This is a genomic window from Mycobacterium mantenii (genome assembly GCF_001667865.1).
In the GTDB taxonomy this organism is placed as follows: Bacteria; Actinomycetota; Actinomycetes; order Mycobacteriales; family Mycobacteriaceae; genus Mycobacterium; species Mycobacterium mantenii_A.
Window position 1 is genome coordinate 13,870 of sequence record NZ_LZJP01000032.1, and the last position, 16,771, is coordinate 30,640.

Consider the following 16,771-nt stretch of genomic DNA (forward strand, 5'->3'; position numbering starts at 1 on the left):
GGTAGGAGGGTTTTCGTGACGGCGAGCACCGATAGCCATGTTCGTTTCGATCCGTACGATGTCGGGCTGATCGCCGACCCGTATCCCATGTTCGCGCGATTGCGTGAAGAGGCACCGCTTTATCACAACGCCGAATACGACTTTTACGCGGTGAGCCGCTACGCCGACGTCAGTAAGGCGCTTGTCGACCACGAGACTTACAGCTCCGCGCGGGGCGCGATCCTCGAGCTGATCAAGGCCAACCTCGACATCCCGCCGGGCATGCTGATCTTCGAGGACCCGCCGATTCACGACGTGCACCGCAAACTGCTGTCGCGGATGTTCACCCCACGCCGGATCGCCGCGCTCGAGCCGATGATTCGCGAGTTCTGCGCTCAGCTCCTGGATCCGTTGGTGGGCTCGGGCCGCTTCGACTTCGTCACCGACCTCGGTGCGCAGATGCCGATGAAGGTGATCAGCATGCTGCTCGGCATCCCGGAAGACGACCAGGAGTACATCCGCGACCGGGGCAACGCCCAGTTGCGCACCGAGGCCGGCAAGCCCATGAGCGCCGCCGAGCATGGCCTGGCGGTGGGTGAACAATTCGAGGCCTACATCGACTGGCGCGCCGAGCATCCGTCCGACGACATCATGACCGAGCTGCTCAACGTCGAATTCGTCGACGAGACCGGTACCACCCGGCGGCTGACCCGCGAAGAGATCCTGGTGTACCTCAACGTGGTTGCCGGGGCGGGCAACGAAACGACTACGCGGCTGATCGGTTGGTCGGGAAAGGTTCTCGCCGAGCACCCGGATCAGCGCCGGGACCTCGTCGAGAACCCGACGCTCATCCCGCAGGCCATCGAGGAGCTGCTGCGATACGAGCCGCCCGCGCCGCACGTGTCGCGATACGTGACGCGCGACGTCACCGTGCACGACCAAACGGTGCCCGAGGGCAGCGTGATGATGATGCTGATCGGATCGGCATGCCGCGATGAGGTCCAGTTCGGGCCCGACGCAGGTGAATTCAACATTCATCGCACGGTCCGCCCGCACCTCACCTTCAGCATGGGAACCCACTTCTGCCTGGGTTCGGCGCTGGCGCGACTGGAAGGCCGCGTCGCCCTGGAGGAGATTCTGAAGCGCTTCCCCGAGTGGGAGGTCGACCTGACCAGCGCAGTCCTCAGCCCCACCTCCACGGTGCGGGGCTGGGAGTGCATGCCATCGCTGGTGTCGTGATGACCGGCCGGGTCGAGGGCAAGGTAGCTTTCATCAGCGGTGCCGCGCGCGGTCAGGGCCGCAGTCACGCGGTGCGCCTGGCGCAGGAGGGCGCCGACATCATCGCGATCGACGTCTGCGGGCCGATCGATAACCTGGCTTACCCACACTCGACGCCGGAAGACCTCGCCGAGACCGCGGATCTGGTCAAGAACCTCGACCGGCGCATCGTGACCGCCCAAGTGGACGTCCGGGATTACGACGCGCTGAAGGCCGCCGTGGACAGCGGGGTGGAACAGCTGGGCCGGCTCGACATCATCGTCGCCAACGCCGGCGTCGGCACCGACGGCAGAAGGCTGCACAAGATCCGCGAGGACGTGTGGCAGGACATGATCGACATCAACCTGAGCGGCGTGTGGCACACCGTCAAAGCGGGTGTGCCGCACATCCTTTCGGGTGGACGCGGCGGCTCCATCGTGCTCACCAGTTCGGTGGGCGGTCGCAAGGCCTACCCGAACACCGGGCACTACATCGCCGCCAAGCACGGTGTCATCGGGCTGATGCGGGCCTTTGCCGTCGAGTTGGGCCCGCACATGATCCGGGTCAATTCCGTGCTGCCCACCCAGGTCAGCACCACGATGGTGATGAACGACAACACCTATCGGCTCTTTCGACCCGACCTGGAAAACCCCGGACCGGACGACTTCGCCCCCATCTCGCAAATGATGCACACACTGCCGGTGCCTTGGGTGGAAGCCACCGACATCAGCAATGCTGTCCTGTTCCTCGCCTCTGACGAATCTCGTTATGTCACCGGCGTTTCGCTTCCCGTCGATGCGGGCAGCTTGCTCAAATAGGCCGCTAACCACCAAGTGAAAGAAGAAGCCCATGCCCGAATATGACTACGAAAAGCTGAAGAAGGAAGCCGAGCAGTACATCAAGTTCGAGAAGGACAAGAAGAACCGGATCGCGTACATCACGTTCAACCGTCCGGAGGAGCTCAACTCGACCACGCTGGGCATGCGGCAGAACTACGCCGACCTGATTCACAAGTGCAACGTGGACGACGACGTCAAGGTGGTCGTGATCCGCGGTGAGGGGCAGGATTTCGGCAGCGGTGGAGACCTGCCCGAGCAGCGTCCGATGCTGGAGAATCCCGGCTTGCCGCTGCACCACGAGCTCGCGATCAACGACGACGACGTCAAGTACCCGCCGGGCGGTTCCTACCGCTACCTGTCGACCGTCACCGACTTCTACGCCAAGGCCCGCGCCGGAAACCGTCCGCTGCAAGAGCTTCGGAAGATCAGCATCATCGAAGCCAAGGGCTACTGCTACGGGTGGCACTTCTACCAGGCCGGCGACGCCGACCTGGTGATCTCTAGCGACGACGCCCTCTTCGGGCACCCGGCCTTCCGTTACGTGGGCTGGGGGCCGCGACTGTGGTGGTGGGCGGAGACGATGGGTTTGCGCAAGTTCTCCGAAATGCTGTTCACCGGAAGGCCGTTCAGCGCGAAGGAAATGTACGAATGCGGTTTCGTCAACAGCGTGGTGCCCCGCGACAAGCTGGAAGCGGAGACGGAGAAGTACGCGCTGGCATGCTCGAAGTCGCGCCCGACCGACACGGTTGCGGTGCAGAAGACCTTCCTCGAGTTGTACAAGCAGCACAAGGGTGAGTACTTCGGCAGCCTGCTGACCGGCATGGTCGAGGGCATGTTGCCGATGATCAAGAACGACGCGGAAGAGGTCGACCTCACCGGTGGCACCTTCGAGAAGGGCCTCAACAATGTGGTCAAGGACAACGACCTGAACTTCCCGCCGGAGTGGCGCCTGAGCCGCTCGGGTCGCGCGAAGCCCTGACCGTTTTGACGGGCCGTGCATGTCCGCGCTGACGGGTATCAGGGTCATTGAGTTGGCCGAATCCGTCGCGGGGGAGTATTGCGGCAAGTTGCTGGCCGACTTCGGCGCCGAGGTCATCAAGATCGAGGCGCCGAAGTGGGGCAGCGCGACCCGCGCCATGGCGCCCCTGCTCGCCGACGGGTGTGAGGGGAGCGCGCTGTTCGCCTACCTCAACACCAACAAGCGCTCCGTCGTGCTCGATCCCCGCTCGGCGGCCGACGCCGAGCGGTTGCACGGGCTCATCGACTCCGCCGACGCGGTCATCGATCACCGGACCACGGACCGGTCCGCGCGTCACCCGTCCGTGGTCTTCTGCTCCATCACCCCCTACGGCCAGGGGGTGGCCGCCGAGTTCGACAATGCCCGCAGCATCAACGTATTCCACGCCAGCGGGTGGGGTTATCACACGCCGAGCCACCCGGACCCGGGCAGGCCGCCGCTGCAAGGGCCGGGTCGCTTCCTGTCCGACTACGAGGCCGGGCTGGAGGCGGCGCTGTGTGTCGCGTCGTCGTTGTGGGGACGGCTGCACACCGGTGAGGGCGAATCCATCGACGTCTCCCAGCAGGCCGTGCTGGTGTCACGCGCCGACTGCATCCTGGGCCGCCTCGTCACCGGCGAGGTGCCGGCCGACGGCGAGCGCGGCGATTACGATCAGGCCGGACCCGCGTCGTTCTTTGCCTGCGCCGATGGGTTCGTCTACCTGTACATGACCAGCCGCGCCCATTGGGCCGGGATGAAAGCGCTTCTGGATCATGCCGATTGGCTCGATGAGTTCGAGGACGATTGGCTGGAGTTCTCCGTCACCGCGGAGAAGGTCACCGCATTTCAGCGGGGGTTCGCCGCCTGGGTCGCCGGTTTGGCCAAAGAGGAGGCTTCGGAAAAGGCCCAGCGGCTCGGTGTGCCGCTGGTGCCCGTCAACGGAGCCGCGGACCTGCATCACTCGCCGCAGTATCGGCATCGCGGGTTCTTCCAGCAGGTTCGCCACCCGGTGCTGGGTGAGGCGGCGTATCCGACCGTGCCGTATGCGTTCAGCGCAACGCCCGCGCGAATCACCGGTGCCGCACCGAGTCTCGGCGAGCACACCGGGGCGGTCATAAAAGTTGTCGACGTGCCGCGTGCACGGCCTGCGGCCCGGTCGCCGCAGTTGAAGCCGCCCCGGGATGCGCGGGGTGGACCGCTGGAAGGCGTGCGCGTCGTCGAGCTCACCAAGGTGTGGGCCGGCCCGTACGCCGGAAAACTGCTGGCGATGCTGGGCGCCGAAGTGATCAAGGTCGAGACGGCCGACAGCCCCGAGGAGATGCGCGCGTACGGCGGCACCGACATCAACCACGCACCATATTTCTTGAGCATCAACCCCGAGATCCTCAGCGTGGACCTCGATATCAAGTCCGCCGAGGGGATGGCGCGGCTGCGCGAGCTGATCGCACGCAGCGACATCGTCATCAATAATCTGCGCCCGGGCGCGATGGAGCGCCAGGGCCTGGGTTATCGACAGCTGACCGAGATCAAGCCCGACATCATCTCCGTGTCGATCAAGATGTGGGGCAACGACGGGCCGCTGGGCCATCAAACCGGTTATGCGCCATGCTTTGCCGCGCTGGCCGGACCGGCCTCCCTGGTCGGCTATCCCGGCGGGCCGCCGCTCGGGACCAGCATGCGCTACGGCGATTCGACGGTCGGCGCGGCCGCCGCATATGCCGCCGTGGTGGCGCTACTGCATCGGGAGCTCAGCGGCGCGGGGCAATTCGTCGACGTGTCGGCCGTGGAGACCCTCTCCTCGATGATCGGCGACTGCCTGCTGGAACATTCGGTGACGGGCCGGCACCTGGGTCCCAGCGGCAACAACCACCCGGACATGTGCCCGCATGGTTGCTACTTGTGCGCCGACGGCGCGTGGATCACGGTGGCCGTCGCGAACGACGCCGAATGGAGCCGGTTGTGCGAGGCGCTCGGCGCCGCGACACTGGCGGGCGAGCCCCGCTACGCCACGAGCGATGCGCGACACCGGCACGCCGAGGCGCTCGACTCGGATCTCGCCCGCCTCACCCGGGGACAGGACGCGGAGCGGCTCGCCGAGCGCCTGCGTGCGGCGGGAGTGCCGGCCGCCAAGAGCGCCACCTCGCTGGATGTGATTGGCGATCAACGGCTGTGGGACCGCGAGCTGTATCGCTTCGTCACGGATCACCGCGAGGGCCAGCGACCGGTGCTGGGGCCGTCCTGGCGAATGGCGCGCCGCCCGGCCCGGATCACGCGCGGCGCACCGGACCTGGGCGAGGACACCGGCTACGTTCTACACGAGATCCTTGGCAGGCAACCGACGGGCGGAACATGACGACACTGGCGCGCACAGCGGCCCTGGTCACCGGCGCCAGCAGCGGCATCGGCGCGGCGACGGCCCAGGCGCTGGCCGCCCAGGGCGCGGCGGTGGCTCTGCTCGCGCGCCGGGCCGAGCGGTTGACGGAGCTGAAAAGTCAGATCGAATCCGCCGGTGGCACAGCGCTGGTCGTGGCGGCCGACGTCACCGATGCCGAACAGGTGGCCGATGCCGTCCAGCGCACAATCGCAGAGCTGGGACGCCTCGACATCCTGGTGAACAACGCCGGCCTGATGCAGTCGGGGCCCGCCACCGAGGCGCCCCTGCGGGATTGGGACCAGATGGTGTCGGTCAACGTGCAGGGCGTCCTCTACGCCACCCGCGCGGCGCTTCCCCACTTGATCGAGGCCGCCGCCAACTCGCCGCGCGGGGTGGCCGACCTGGTCACCGTCAGTTCCACCGCGGGCTGGGTGGCCCGACCGAATACCGCGGTGTATTCGCTGACCAAGTTCGGTGTGAACGCCTTCAGCGAGGGCCTTCGCCAGGAGGTGCTGGGCAAGCGGGTCCGGGTGGGAGTGGTGGGGCCCGGGACCGTCGACACCGAAATCTTCAGCCATCTGGCCGAGTCGTCGCGGGAGGCGTTCGAGCGGCAGACGGCCGGCATGGTCATGCTCCGACCGGACGACATCGCGGATGCGGTGTTGTTCATGGTGACGCGTGACCGGCGGGTGGCGGTCAATCACATGCTGGTGCGCGCGGCCGAACAGACCTGGTAATCAATTGATTCCACATTGGGCCGTCGGCAGCCGATACGGCGTGCCCTTTCCGGCCGACCCCGCGACATTGCGCAGCGGCGGGACGCGATTCCTCACCGAGGCCTTTCTCGCCTCGGGCACGTTGCGGGACAACGCGATCGCGAGCGTGACCGGCTTCAGCGAGGTCGCCGGCGGCAGCACGGGACGCAAGGCGGCCCTCTCACTCGAATACGCGAGGCCCGCGCCGAATCTGCCCACCGACCTGTTCGTCAAGTTCTCGCGCGATTTCGCCGACCCGGCGCGCGATCGCGGCAAGACGCAAATGGAGCCGGAAGTGCGATTCGCCGCGCTGTCGGGCGCGCCGGAGTTTCCCATCGCGGTGCCCCGGGTCCTGTTCGCCGACTATCACCGCCAGACCGGCACCGGGATACTGATCACCGAGCGGATTATGTTCGGTGACAACGGGATCGAACGCCAATACCACAAGTGCCTCGACTACGAGATGCCCGAGCCGTTGGAACATTACCGCGCGCTGCTCACCGCCCTGGCACGGCTGGCCGGAACCCACCGATCCGGGCGGCTGCCTGCGGAGCTGACCGCATCCTTCCCGCTGGACGTGGCGGCAGCGACGGTGGGGGAGCGGGAGCCGCTGTCGGTAACCAAGCTGCAACGCCGGGTGAACCAGCTGGCCGAATTCGCCGAAAACCACAGCGGGCTGCTGCCCGCTTGTTCGCCCGAGTTCATCGCCCGCCTGCGCGAAGAAGCACCGCGGTTCGCGCACCACGAGCAGACCATCGCCAGCCGACTGGCCGCCGACTCGGACTACGTCGCGCTGTGCCACTGGAATGCCAACATCGACAACGCATGGTTTTTGCGAGATGCCGGAGGCATGCTGCGCTGCGGCCTGATGGACTGGGGATGCGTCGGCCAGATGAACCTGGGCATGGCGTTGTGGGGAGCGATGTCCGGCGCCGAAACCGAGATGTGGGATGCCCACCTCGACGGACTGCTGCGGTTGTTCGTCAGCGAGTTCCATCGTTGCGGCGGAATGGAACTCGACCCGGATCGGTTGCGCCGGCACACCTTGCTCTACGCCTCGGCGATGGGGGTCGCCTGGCTCCTCGGCGTACCCGCGTTGATCCGCAGGCGATTCGAGGCCATACCGAACAGTCGCCGGCACCCGCTGATCAAGGACGACGAGAGCCTGCGCGCACCGTTGCAGATGCTGTCGAACCTGCTGTTCCTGTGGGACCGGTATCGCGTGGGCGAGTTGCTCGATGCGGCGCTCGCCGAAGGGCCGCGTTGACCACGCTTCACTCCCGCGTGCTTGCGCCCTCGCGGCGTCGTACCCCGGCCAATACGTCTTCGGCGGCGCGGAATTGGAGGCGGCGCACTTGCCCCGCCTCGATGATGAAGTCGAAGGCGACCTTGACCTCGCCGCGGTGAATCCAGGCGGCGCCCGGGCGGTCCTCGACGAAGACCGGGATCGCGGCCTTGGCAGCGCCGTTGAAGAAGCCGGCCACCTCATCGGGGCCCTGCAGGCGCGTCGGCGTGCCGAGCGCGGCCGCGGCCGCGTCGGCGGAGACCACCACGTCGGGCGCGAGCAACTCCAGCAGCCGGGTGAAGTCGCCCTCGCGCGCTGCGGCCATGAAGGCGTCCACCACCTCCCAGTCGGCGAGCGCATCCTCGGGCGTCGGCGGGCGCACCTTGGCGCGAGCCCGAGAGGCCAGCTTGCGCGCCGCCACCGGGGTCGTGTCGAGCATGGAGGCGATCAACTCGAAGTCAACGCCGAAGCTGTCGTGCAGCACGAAGGCCACCCGCTCGGCGGGCGTTAGCCGGTCGAGCACTACCTGCAGCGCTATGCCGACTGTGTCGGCCAGCACCACGTCGTCCGCCGGATCAGGTTCCGTCGCCTCGACCTGAATCGACTCCGTCGGCACCGGAGTACGCGCCCGTAGCCGGTCGAGGCACAGCCGCGAGGTCACCGTGGTGAGCCAGCCCGGCAGATTGTCGATCGGCTCTTCGGTGGCGTGCAGCCGCAGCCACGCCTGCTGCACGACGTCCTGAGCCCCGTCCGCGTCGCCCAGGATCCGCGCGGCGATGCGCTGCAGCCGAGGGCGCTCGGCCTCGAAACCGTCCCGGAGTTGGTCGTCGTTCACCATGGCGGTCACACTTTCGTCGTCGGGTGCGTCACCATCCTGACGCACCCGGACCGCCCGGTGTGACCAGAGGAGGAGGACCCTCGTGAAGACCATGACCTGCCAGGACCTCGGTGGCCCGTGCGACCTCGCGCACCGTGGCGAGAGCGCCGACGAGATCATCAAGGCGCAGGATCAACACCTCAAGGAGGTCGTTGAGGCCGGCGACGACGCCCACGTGCCCGCGCGCGAGGACATGAAGGGCCGCTGGCGCCACCCGATCAAGTCGATGGGTTGGTACAAGGACGTCAAGAAGCGCTTCGCCGAGCTGCCGGAGAGATGACGCTCAACTAAGGCTCGTCGCCGTCCTCATCCCTGAGCAGCTTCTCGGGGTGGTGGAACGTATTGGTGCGGGGCCGGCCCCGGTCCAGGTGCGGTGGCGGCAGCCATTCGGTGTCACCCCCGGCGTTCTTGCGGGTGGTCCATCCGCCGGGCCGCAGCAGGCGGTGGTGGGGGCCGCAGGCGAAGGTGAGCTCGTCGACGTCGCTGGTATGGCACGTGGACCAGTCGGTGACGTGATGCACTTCGCAGTAATAGCCGGGCACGGTGCATCCCGGGGCCGAACACCCGCGATCCCTGGCGTGCAGGACGATTCGCTGAGCCGGTGAGGCCAGGCGCTTCGTGTGGTACAGCGCCAGGGCCTTGCCTTTGTCGAAGATCGCCAGGTAGTGATGCGCATGGCGGGCCAGCCGGATCACGTCGCTCATCGGCAGGATGGTGCCGTCACCGGTCAGGCCCCGTCCGGCGGCGGCTTCCAGCTCCTGCAGCGTCGTCGTGACGACGACCGAGGCCGGTAAGCCATTGTGCTGTCCCAACTTTCCGGAGGCCAGCAACGCGCGCAAACCCGCGTTGAGCCCGTCGTGCTGGCGCTGGGCGGCGCTGCGGCCATCCCGTTCAATGGCCTGCTCACTGGGAGCCCCATCCACGCAAGGGGTTTCGTCATCGGGGTTGCACATGCCGGGTGCGGCGAGTTTGGCCAAGACGGCCTCCAGCGTGGCACGCGCTTCGGGGGTCAGCCAGCCGCGCAGCGGTGACATGCCGTCGGCCTGCTGGTTCCCCAGCGTCACGCCGCGCTGCCGAGCCCGGTCCTCGTCGGTGAAGTTGCCGTCGGGGTTGAGGCAATCGGCCAGGACGTCGGCCAGCTTGCCGAGTTGTTCGGGCCGATACCGGGTTCCTTCCGAGGCGAGCTTGGCCTCGGCCTGCTCGCGGGTGGCCGCATCTATCCAGCCGGGCAGCTGGTGGTAGAACTTGCGGATCACCGCGACTTGACCGGTGCCGAGCCGGCCGTCGCGTTGGGCGGCCGCGGTGGCGGCCAGCACCGGTGCCACGGGTTCGCCGGTGAGGCCGTGTCGCGGGCCGAGATCCCGCGCCTCCTTGATGCGCCGGGACGCTTCGCCGCGGCTGATCAACGTCGATTCGGTGATCGCATGAGCAAGCGTGCCGCCGAGTTCCTCGGACGGGGCTTGACGGGCAAGGGAATTGATCAGCGGGTGTTCGATGGCCGGCAACCGGCGACGCACCTTCTCGCAGCGCTCCAGCATCGCCAACTGCTCGCGGGTGGCCAACGCATCGCAGTCGTAGTCGACCAGGTCATCGAGGGCGGCGTCGATCGCGTCGAACGCCGCCGACAGGGCCTCCCGATCTACACTCACACCCCGAAGCTACCGGGGCCCACCGACAAAAAACGCCGCTCATTTACCAGTGAAACGTAAGTGGTACAAGTGATTTCGGTTATCCCCAGGACGGGCTGGTGGTCAGCACCTCGACGCCGTTGTCGGTGATGTGCACTGTGTCTCGACGGAACACCGCGCCGACGCCGCGCTGCCACACATACGCGGTGATCGCCAACACCATCCCGGCCTCGAGCCGGTCGTGTTCGCCCGCGGCCAAAAGGGATTCGGACACCACGGGCGGATCGAAGCCCAGCCCCAGCCCGTACGCGACCGGCATCGGCGGGATCGGTTCGCCCGTCGCGCCGTACGCGGCGAGCAGATCGTCGGTGGGTGCGCCCGGTCGGCAGGCGGCAAGCAGCTTGTCGTACAACCGGTTCGACCGCTCGAAGAGCGCCCGCGCCTCGCTACCGATGTCCTCGCCGGCCGGCCAGGTTCGGCCCACCTCGGCGACATAGCCGTTCGCCAGCGCGCCCGCCGCGAGCGCGACGAGGTCCCCCGGCCGGACCTCAGCCGCGGAGGCGCGACGCCACGGCTTCTCCCGGGAGGTCACCCACGCGGCGTCCTGGGTGGCGGGGGTGCTCACCCCGCCCGCGGCCATCGCCTCCATCATCACGCCGGCCAGCGTCCGTTCCGACACACCCGGCGCCAATTCGTCCAGCGCGGTGGCCAATCCGTGTTCAGCGACGCGCAACGCCTGATCCATGGCGGCGATCTCGCCGGGCGTCTTGATCCGCCGGGCCGCACGCATCGCCGGTTCGGCGTCGACGAGTTCGGCATTGGGGAACGCCTCGGGCAGCAGCGCGGCGAAAGTCGGTGTGATCGCGTCGGTTCCGACCCGGCGCGCCGCTTCGGCGCCGTCGACCTTCTTCAGCACGTCGATGAGCGTCATTGGGTTCCAGGCCAGTCCGTACAGGTGGTCGTGGCCGATCTCCTCCGGGACGCCCTCGTCGTCGGTGCTGTTGAGGTAGATGTCTCCGGTGGCGCGCACCAGCACGCACATCGGACCGAAGGGCCGCGTGCCGGCGATCCACAGTTGCGGGGCGCCGGTGACGTAACGGATGTTGGCCTGCCGGCCCAGGACCAGGATGTCCAGGCCGTGCTCCGCCATCTGGGCCAGCGCCCGTTCCCTGCGGCCCGACCGCAACGCCCGCGCGTCGGGCAGAACTTCAGTCGCCATAAGGGGTGTAGGGGTAGTCGGTAATCGGCGCGTAGCCGTCTTCGGTGATCACCACGATCTCCTCACTGCGATAGCCTCCCGTTCCGTCCTCCCACATCACCGGTTCCAGCACCAGAACCATGCCGGGCGGAAAGACGAAGTTGTCGTCGAACTCCTCGCCGAGATCCGTCCCGATCATCGGCGCCTCGGCGGGGTAGGTCCCGATACCGTGGCCCAGATAGAAGTGCGGCAACCACGGCTTGCGGCCGCCGTTGGCCGCTATCGCGGCGCGTGCCAAATCACCCGACGTCACACCGGCTTTGGTCACCGCAAGCACCGCGTCCAGCACGGCTCGCCACTGCCGGAACTGGTCCTGCTGACGCGGGGTGGGTTTCTCGCCGACCACCCAGGTGCGGCCGAAGTCGGAGCAGTATCCGTGGTAGGTGATGCTGATGTCGGTCCACAGCACGTCGCCGGCCGCCAGTTCCCTATCGGTCGGCAGCAGCGGCAGCGCGAGATCCCCGTGGGTCGTCCACACTCCGGCCTCGCGTGAACTCGGCATCACCTGCCAGATGGCCTCCAGCATGTTGGTGGTGGCGCCCAATTCGAATGCGCGGCGGACGAACGTGGCCGAAAGATCGATCTGCCGCACACCCGGCTTCAACGCCTTCTGCACGTCGACGATCGCCTCTTCGGTGATGCGGGCCGCCCGGCGCAGACAGGACAGCTCGTCGCGGGTCTTCACCAATTGCGCGGCGCCGAGCACGATCGCCGCGTCCGTCGGCGACCCCGCGGGGAACAGCGTGGCCGCCGCCCGGCGCATGGCACCGGTGAGTTCGTCGACGGCGATGTTGGCGCCCGGCGGGACCAGCCCGGCCAGCCTCCGCGCGAAATCCTGGACGCCGTGGTCGAATTCGAGGTAGGCGGGGCCGTGCAGATGGTCGTCCGGCACCGGATACTCCGCGGCCGCACCGCTGCGGAACGGCATGAACAGGTGCGGGTGCACGTCTTCGGCGAGCACGACGGCGACCGGGCGCTCCACGTGCGACAGGCCGGCGTCCAGGAGCGGCCAGCTGGCTCCGGTCGCGTAGCCGACGTAGCCGTTCATCAACAGGATCAGCGCGTCGACGCCGTGCTCGGCCATGGCGGACCGCAGCCGCGCTCCGATCTCGGTACGCATGCGGGCCCAGTCCGGTACGTCGGGTATGTCGAGCACCGAGCCGCGGGAGGTCACCGAGTTCGTCATGCCGGGATTCCCAGGAATTCCCTGATGTTGCCACCGACCACCCGCACCGCGTCCTCGGGACCTACCGCCTCGACCACCGCGGCCAGCGATCTCTCCGAATAGCCGAACGTGCTCTCGTTGTGCGGGTAATCCGATGACCACATCACCTTGTCAATGCCGATCTCGTCGATCTGCCGCAGACCGAGCGGGTCGACCATGAACGACGCGCACATGTGCGTGTCCCAGTAGTGGCGGACATCGCGCTCCGGCCGGTGCGCCAGCATGTGCCGGTAGGACGCCAGCACGTGCTCGGCGTCCTGCAGGGCCGTTGGCACCCAGGCGATTCCGCCTTCGAACCAGCCGATCCGCAGCCCCGGATGCCGGTCCAGGACGCCACCGAAGATGTACTTGGAGAACATCTCTCGGAACGAGTCGATGTTGACCATCATGGCCACCGCGACGCTGTTGACCTCGCTGGGGAACTTGGGCTGGCTCTCGCCGATGTGGTGCGTGACCGGCAGGCCGGATTGTTCGATCTCGTCCCACACCGCCCTCATCGGTGTGCTCGAGTAATCGATGGGTTGGCCGTCGCGGTCGTTGCCCGGGCTGATGGGCATCAGAAACGTTCGCAGCCCCAACGATTTCAGTTCGGTCAACGTGCGCCGGGCGCCCGCCGGATCCCACCAGTTGATCAGCCCGACCCCGTAGCAATGGCCTTCGGAGCGCTCCTGAACCCCGGCGATGTGCTCGTTGTAGACGCGAAAGATCCGCTCGCGAATCTCGTGGTCGGGATGGTGGAACAGCGCGAGCACAGCGTTGGGGAAGGCCAGTTCCATGTCGACACCGTCTTCGGCGAGGTCGCGAACGCGGGCTTCGACGTTGTTGGTGGCCGCCCCCGCGAGATCGTCGTATTGCATGAGCACCGCGCTGAAATCCCCGACCACCATCGATTGTCCGGGCGGCCCCAGCAGATACGCGCCGTCCTCGTACCAGATCCGCGGGGCCTGATCCTTGAGTTCGTCCGGAAAGCCCTCGTAGAAGATGTCGTCGGCCACCGAGATGTGGTTGTCGGCGGAGAACACCTCGGTGCCGGCCGGCAGGCCGGTGTCGAATCCGGCCGCGTGACCGCGGCGGTCCTTGGGCGCACCGAGCACGCCTTCGGGATAGAGGGTTTGGGCTGGAGCGGACATCATCGTCCCTTCGTTGCGATCACCTACATTTTGAACCAGGGGAGAGCAAACCGACCCGGTCCAGGTCGGCGAGATACTTCTCGATCAACTGCTGCGAGACGTGGGGAATGGTGCGGCCCGCACGTGCCACGGCCGCCCGGAACCGGTCTCCGGGCACCGGGGAGCGCACCCGGGTCTTTGACGTCACTGCGACCGACGAACGCCATCTGTCACCACTTTCGATGTCAACCCGGATAGCTCACGCCGGTGAGCTGTTCGGAGAGCTGCCACAGCCGCCGCATGTCGGGCTCGCTGCGCGCCAGGCGGGGAACACCGGCGAAAGTGACCCCGCCCCTGGCCGTTTCGTAGAAGCCGCGCGGCCCGTAGTATTTGCCGCCCTGCGCATCCGGTGATGCCGCCGCGTAGAGGGTCGGCTTGATGCCTTCGTCGATGTCGAGCCACATGAACGGCAGCAGCCGCCACGTCAGCAGCGTGATCCGGGCCTGCAACGTCGGTTTGGTGCGGCCGTACGAGGCGCCACTGAGCAGGTTGGTTTTGGACAGGCCGGGGTGCGCGGCGTTGGACATCAACCCCCAGCCCTCCTGGCGGCTGCGCCGATCCAGTTCGACGGCGAACATCAGCTGCGCCAACTTGGCAATCCCGTAGGAGTGCATGGGTTTGTAGCCGCGTTGCGCGTTGACGTCGCCGAATTCGAGGCCGCGCTGGGTCGCGGCGATGCTGCTGACGGTGACGACGCGCGCGGATTCCGCCGCCCGGAGCAACCCCAGCAGCCGTCCGGTCAACGCGAAATGACCCAAATGGTTTGTCCCGAACTGCAATTCGAATCCGTCGCTGGTCTGTTGCCGTTGCGGGGGCGTCATGACGCCCGCGTTGTTGATCAGGATGTCGATCGGGCGACCTGCTGCGATCAATTCCTCGCTCAGCGTGGCGACGCCGGCCAGCGACGACAGGTCGAGCTGCCTGATGCTGAGCTTGGCCTGCGGTACCTCCCGGCGGATCTCGGCGATCGCCCGATCGCCCTTGACCCGGTCGCGGATCGCCATCACCACATCGGCGCCCGCGGCTGAGAGCCGCTTCGCCAGCCCGAACCCCAAACCGCTGTTGGCCCCGGTAACTACGGCGAATCTGCCACGCAGATCGGGAACGTCCAGCGACAGATCGGGCTTTACCATGTCACGGGCAGCTCGTAGAGACCGTAGGCCAGCGCGTCGTGCTTGAACGGAAGTTCATCCAGCGGCACCGCGAGCTGCAGTGTCGGGACGCGGCGCAGCAGCGTGGGTAACACGATCTGCAATTCCATGCGCGCCAGCTGCTGACCCACGCATTGGTGGCGCCCGTAGCCGAACCCGACGTGCGGCCCGTCTTCACGGAGCAGGTCCAGCCGGTCCGGGTTGGGGAACTGGCGGGCATCCCAATTCGCCGGGGCCACGTCCAGGATGATGCCGTCGCCCGCCCGGATGATTTCACCGCCAATCTCGATGTCCTCGACGGCGATTCGCCGCTGTCCGGTCTGGATGATGCTCAGGTAGCGCATCAGCTCTTCGACCGCGGTGGCGATCACCTTCGGATCGTCGGTGTCGCGCAGCAGCGCACGCTGGTCGGGATGTTCGAGCAACGCCGCGATGCTCAGGCTGATCATGTTCGCGGTGGTCTCGTGGCCCGCGATCAGCACGCCGGTGGCCAGTTGCGCGGCCTCCCGCACGCTGAGTTCCTCGGCGTTGACCCGCTCGGCGAGGTCGGACACCAAATCCTCTGAGGGGCTTTGCATTTTTGTCCGAACCAGGTTGGCCAGGTACTTCGCCAACGAGGCGGCGCCCTGGGCGGTGTCCTCCTCGGTCGCGTAGCGGCCCATGCCCCGCTGGGCTTGCGTCTGGAAGAATTCCGCGTCCTCATAGGGCACGCCGAGCAGTTCGCTGATGACCAGGGAGGGGACCGGCAGCGACACGGTGCTGACGATGTCGCCTGGCTTCGGGCCCGCCAGCAGGGCGTCGATGTGGTCGTCGGTGATCTTCTGTATCGCCGGCCGTAACGCCTCAACCCGCTTGAAGGTGAACGGTTTCGACAGCATCCGGCGGAACCGGGTGTGTTCCTCGGCGTCGGAGGTGAACACCGAGCGTGGGCGCTTGTGCACGGTGGCCAGCATGCCCGCGTTCCAGTGCGGATAGCCCGGCAGCCGGTCGTCGACACTGGTGCGCGAGTCGGTGAACAGCGCGCGTATCGCGTCGTAACCGTGGATCAGCCAGGGGGTGCTGCCGTCCCAGATCCGGACCCTGCTCAGCTGCTTGTCGGCGTTGAGCTCCAACACCTTCGGAGGCGGGGCGAACGGGCAGCCGGGCGCCCGCGTCATCGGGAACTCCGGGATATCGGTGGCGGTGGATCCTTCGGTCATCGTGCTCCTCGGTTGTTGGCCTGCGCCGTGGGCTGTGCTGGTTGGCCGCCGGCCGCGCCCACGTGGACCGGTGCGCGCCACAGGCCGACGATCGCGTCGATCAGTCCTTCGCCGGCCACCGGCCACGGCGAACGCGACCGGGGTCCGTGTTCGGCCAGTGCGCCTTCGTGTTCCGCGCAGGTGTGCATGAGCAGGTTGCGCACCATCACCATCCGTTCGGACCGCACCCGCTTGGGCAGCTCCGGAAGGCAGCGGTTGATGCCGTCGAGCGTCTGCACCAGCAACGGCGACGCCAATGCGTCTTTGGTGACCACGTGGCGGTAGGTGGGGTCGGCCATGGCCTGCGCGGCGAATCGGGCGTACCAGGTCGGGGTGCCCAGCGCGGACAGATGATCGGTCAAGGGCCGGACCAGCGCGCCGACCCAATCGCGTAGCTCGGTCGAATCGCCGATGACGGCCAGCATCTGGGCGCGCAGCTTCTCGATCGGCTCGCGATGCTTGCTCTCGATCGCGCGGAGCAGGTCGACCCTGGTGCCGAAGTGGTAACAGGCCGCGGCGTTGTTGCCCTGTCCGGCCGCCTCGCTGATCTGCCGGTTCGAGACGGCATACATCCCGCGTTCGGCGAAGAGCACTTCGGCGGCCGACAGGATGGCCTCCCGGGTGCCCGTCGACCTGTCGGAGCGAGCGATCCGCTCGGCAGTCATCGCCTCAGTGAACACCCCGCGCCGTGTTAAATCAAGCAGTTTATTTATCCGGCTCCCGCCGCAACGCGATGGTC

General features: G+C 67.2%; 14 protein-coding genes and 1 pseudogene. 7 read left to right on the top strand and 8 right to left on the bottom strand.

The features are described from left to right. Positions 1-15 precede the first annotated feature (15 nt). The 6 genes and pseudogenes from A5688_RS05045 to A5688_RS05070 all read left to right on the top strand — a co-directional run bounded on the left by A5688_RS05045 (position 16) and on the right by A5688_RS05070 (position 7,468). A complete protein-coding gene (locus A5688_RS05045) occupies positions 16-1,218 on the top strand; it encodes a cytochrome P450 (protein ID WP_067913282.1) in 1,203 nt (400 codons plus the stop codon). Further along, complete coding sequence (locus A5688_RS05050; RefSeq protein WP_067838710.1) at positions 1,218-2,054, top strand: mycofactocin-coupled SDR family oxidoreductase; 837 nt, start codon at positions 1,218-1,220, stop codon at positions 2,052-2,054. The genes A5688_RS05045 and A5688_RS05050 overlap by 1 nt, the downstream gene beginning before the upstream one ends. A gap of 31 nt (positions 2,055-2,085) precedes the next feature. Next, positions 2,086-3,054: an enoyl-CoA hydratase/isomerase family protein gene (locus tag A5688_RS05055; protein WP_067838713.1), complete on the top strand. Its 969-nt coding sequence runs from the start codon at positions 2,086-2,088 to the stop codon at positions 3,052-3,054. Further along, positions 3,051-5,425 (top strand): annotated as a pseudogene (locus tag A5688_RS05060) (CaiB/BaiF CoA transferase family protein). Before A5688_RS05055 ends, A5688_RS05060 begins: the two are co-directional and overlap by 4 nt. Then, entirely contained in the window at positions 5,422-6,183 is a 762-nt protein-coding gene (locus A5688_RS05065; protein ID WP_067913289.1) for an SDR family NAD(P)-dependent oxidoreductase, read from the top strand. Before A5688_RS05060 ends, A5688_RS05065 begins: the two are co-directional and overlap by 4 nt. A 4-nt stretch (positions 6,184-6,187) precedes the next feature. Beyond that, positions 6,188-7,468: a hypothetical protein gene (locus A5688_RS05070; protein ID WP_067913292.1), complete on the top strand. Its 1,281-nt coding sequence runs from the start codon at positions 6,188-6,190 to the stop codon at positions 7,466-7,468. Between the two features lie 7 nt (positions 7,469-7,475). On the opposite strand, the gene A5688_RS05075 is transcribed toward A5688_RS05070, so the two are convergent. Continuing rightward, complete coding sequence (locus A5688_RS05075; protein ID WP_067913557.1) at positions 7,476-8,324, bottom strand: sigma-70 family RNA polymerase sigma factor; 849 nt, start codon at positions 8,322-8,324, stop codon at positions 7,476-7,478. A 91-nt stretch (positions 8,325-8,415) separates the two neighbouring features. Between A5688_RS05075 and A5688_RS05080 the strand changes: the two genes are divergently transcribed. After that, complete coding sequence (locus A5688_RS05080) at positions 8,416-8,643, top strand: hypothetical protein (protein WP_242660362.1); 228 nt, start codon at positions 8,416-8,418, stop codon at positions 8,641-8,643. A 7-nt stretch (positions 8,644-8,650) separates the two neighbouring features. Here A5688_RS05080 and A5688_RS05085 read toward each other — a convergent pair whose 3' ends face one another. The 7 genes from A5688_RS05085 to A5688_RS05115 form a co-directional block, all read right to left on the bottom strand. Then, positions 8,651-10,012, bottom strand: coding sequence for an HNH endonuclease signature motif containing protein (locus tag A5688_RS05085; RefSeq protein ID WP_067913295.1), 1,362 nt, complete (start codon positions 10,010-10,012; stop codon positions 8,651-8,653). A 79-nt stretch (positions 10,013-10,091) separates the two neighbouring features. Then, positions 10,092-11,210: a M24 family metallopeptidase gene (locus A5688_RS05090; RefSeq protein ID WP_067913297.1), complete on the bottom strand. Its 1,119-nt coding sequence runs from the start codon at positions 11,208-11,210 to the stop codon at positions 10,092-10,094. Next, positions 11,200-12,435 carry a M24 family metallopeptidase gene (locus tag A5688_RS05095; protein ID WP_067913301.1) on the bottom strand — a complete coding sequence of 412 codons (1,236 nt, stop codon included), beginning with the start codon at positions 12,433-12,435 and terminating at the stop codon, positions 11,200-11,202. The genes A5688_RS05090 and A5688_RS05095 overlap by 11 nt, the downstream gene beginning before the upstream one ends. After that, positions 12,432-13,604, bottom strand: a complete 1,173-nt coding sequence (locus A5688_RS05100) for an amidohydrolase family protein (protein WP_067913559.1) — start codon at positions 13,602-13,604, stop codon at positions 12,432-12,434. The genes A5688_RS05095 and A5688_RS05100 overlap by 4 nt, the downstream gene beginning before the upstream one ends. A 224-nt stretch (positions 13,605-13,828) precedes the next feature. Continuing rightward, entirely contained in the window at positions 13,829-14,776 is a 948-nt protein-coding gene (locus A5688_RS05105; RefSeq protein WP_067913304.1) for an SDR family oxidoreductase, read from the bottom strand. Next, a complete protein-coding gene (locus A5688_RS05110) occupies positions 14,770-15,993 on the bottom strand; it encodes a cytochrome P450 (protein WP_067913307.1) in 1,224 nt (407 codons plus the stop codon). Before A5688_RS05110 ends, A5688_RS05105 begins: the two co-directional genes overlap by 7 nt. Beyond that, entirely contained in the window at positions 15,990-16,712 is a 723-nt protein-coding gene (locus tag A5688_RS05115) for a TetR family transcriptional regulator (protein ID WP_067913310.1), read from the bottom strand. The genes A5688_RS05110 and A5688_RS05115 overlap by 4 nt, the downstream gene beginning before the upstream one ends. Positions 16,713-16,771 lie beyond the last annotated feature (59 nt).

What these genes read in the sequence shown, in the direction of transcription:
- A5688_RS05080 (WP_242660362.1), top strand. Translation starts at nt 8,416, where the DNA reads ATGACCTGCCAGGACCTCGGTGGCCCGTGCGACCTCGCGCACCGTGGC.
- A5688_RS05095 (WP_067913301.1), bottom strand. Translation starts at nt 12,435, where the DNA reads ATGACGAACTCGGTGACCTCCCGCGGCTCGGTGCTCGACATACCCGAC.
- A5688_RS05055 (WP_067838713.1), top strand. Translation starts at nt 2,086, where the DNA reads ATGCCCGAATATGACTACGAAAAGCTGAAGAAGGAAGCCGAGCAGTAC.
- A5688_RS05065 (WP_067913289.1), top strand. Translation starts at nt 5,422, where the DNA reads ATGACGACACTGGCGCGCACAGCGGCCCTGGTCACCGGCGCCAGCAGC.
- A5688_RS05110 (WP_067913307.1), bottom strand. Translation starts at nt 15,993, where the DNA reads ATGACCGAAGGATCCACCGCCACCGATATCCCGGAGTTCCCGATGACG.
- A5688_RS05090 (WP_067913297.1), bottom strand. Translation starts at nt 11,210, where the DNA reads ATGGCGACTGAAGTTCTGCCCGACGCGCGGGCGTTGCGGTCGGGCCGC.
- A5688_RS05105 (WP_067913304.1), bottom strand. Translation starts at nt 14,776, where the DNA reads ATGGTAAAGCCCGATCTGTCGCTGGACGTTCCCGATCTGCGTGGCAGA.
- A5688_RS05050 (WP_067838710.1), top strand. Translation starts at nt 1,218, where the DNA reads ATGACCGGCCGGGTCGAGGGCAAGGTAGCTTTCATCAGCGGTGCCGCG.
- A5688_RS05100 (WP_067913559.1), bottom strand. Translation starts at nt 13,604, where the DNA reads ATGTCCGCTCCAGCCCAAACCCTCTATCCCGAAGGCGTGCTCGGTGCG.
- A5688_RS05075 (WP_067913557.1), bottom strand. Translation starts at nt 8,324, where the DNA reads ATGGTGAACGACGACCAACTCCGGGACGGTTTCGAGGCCGAGCGCCCT.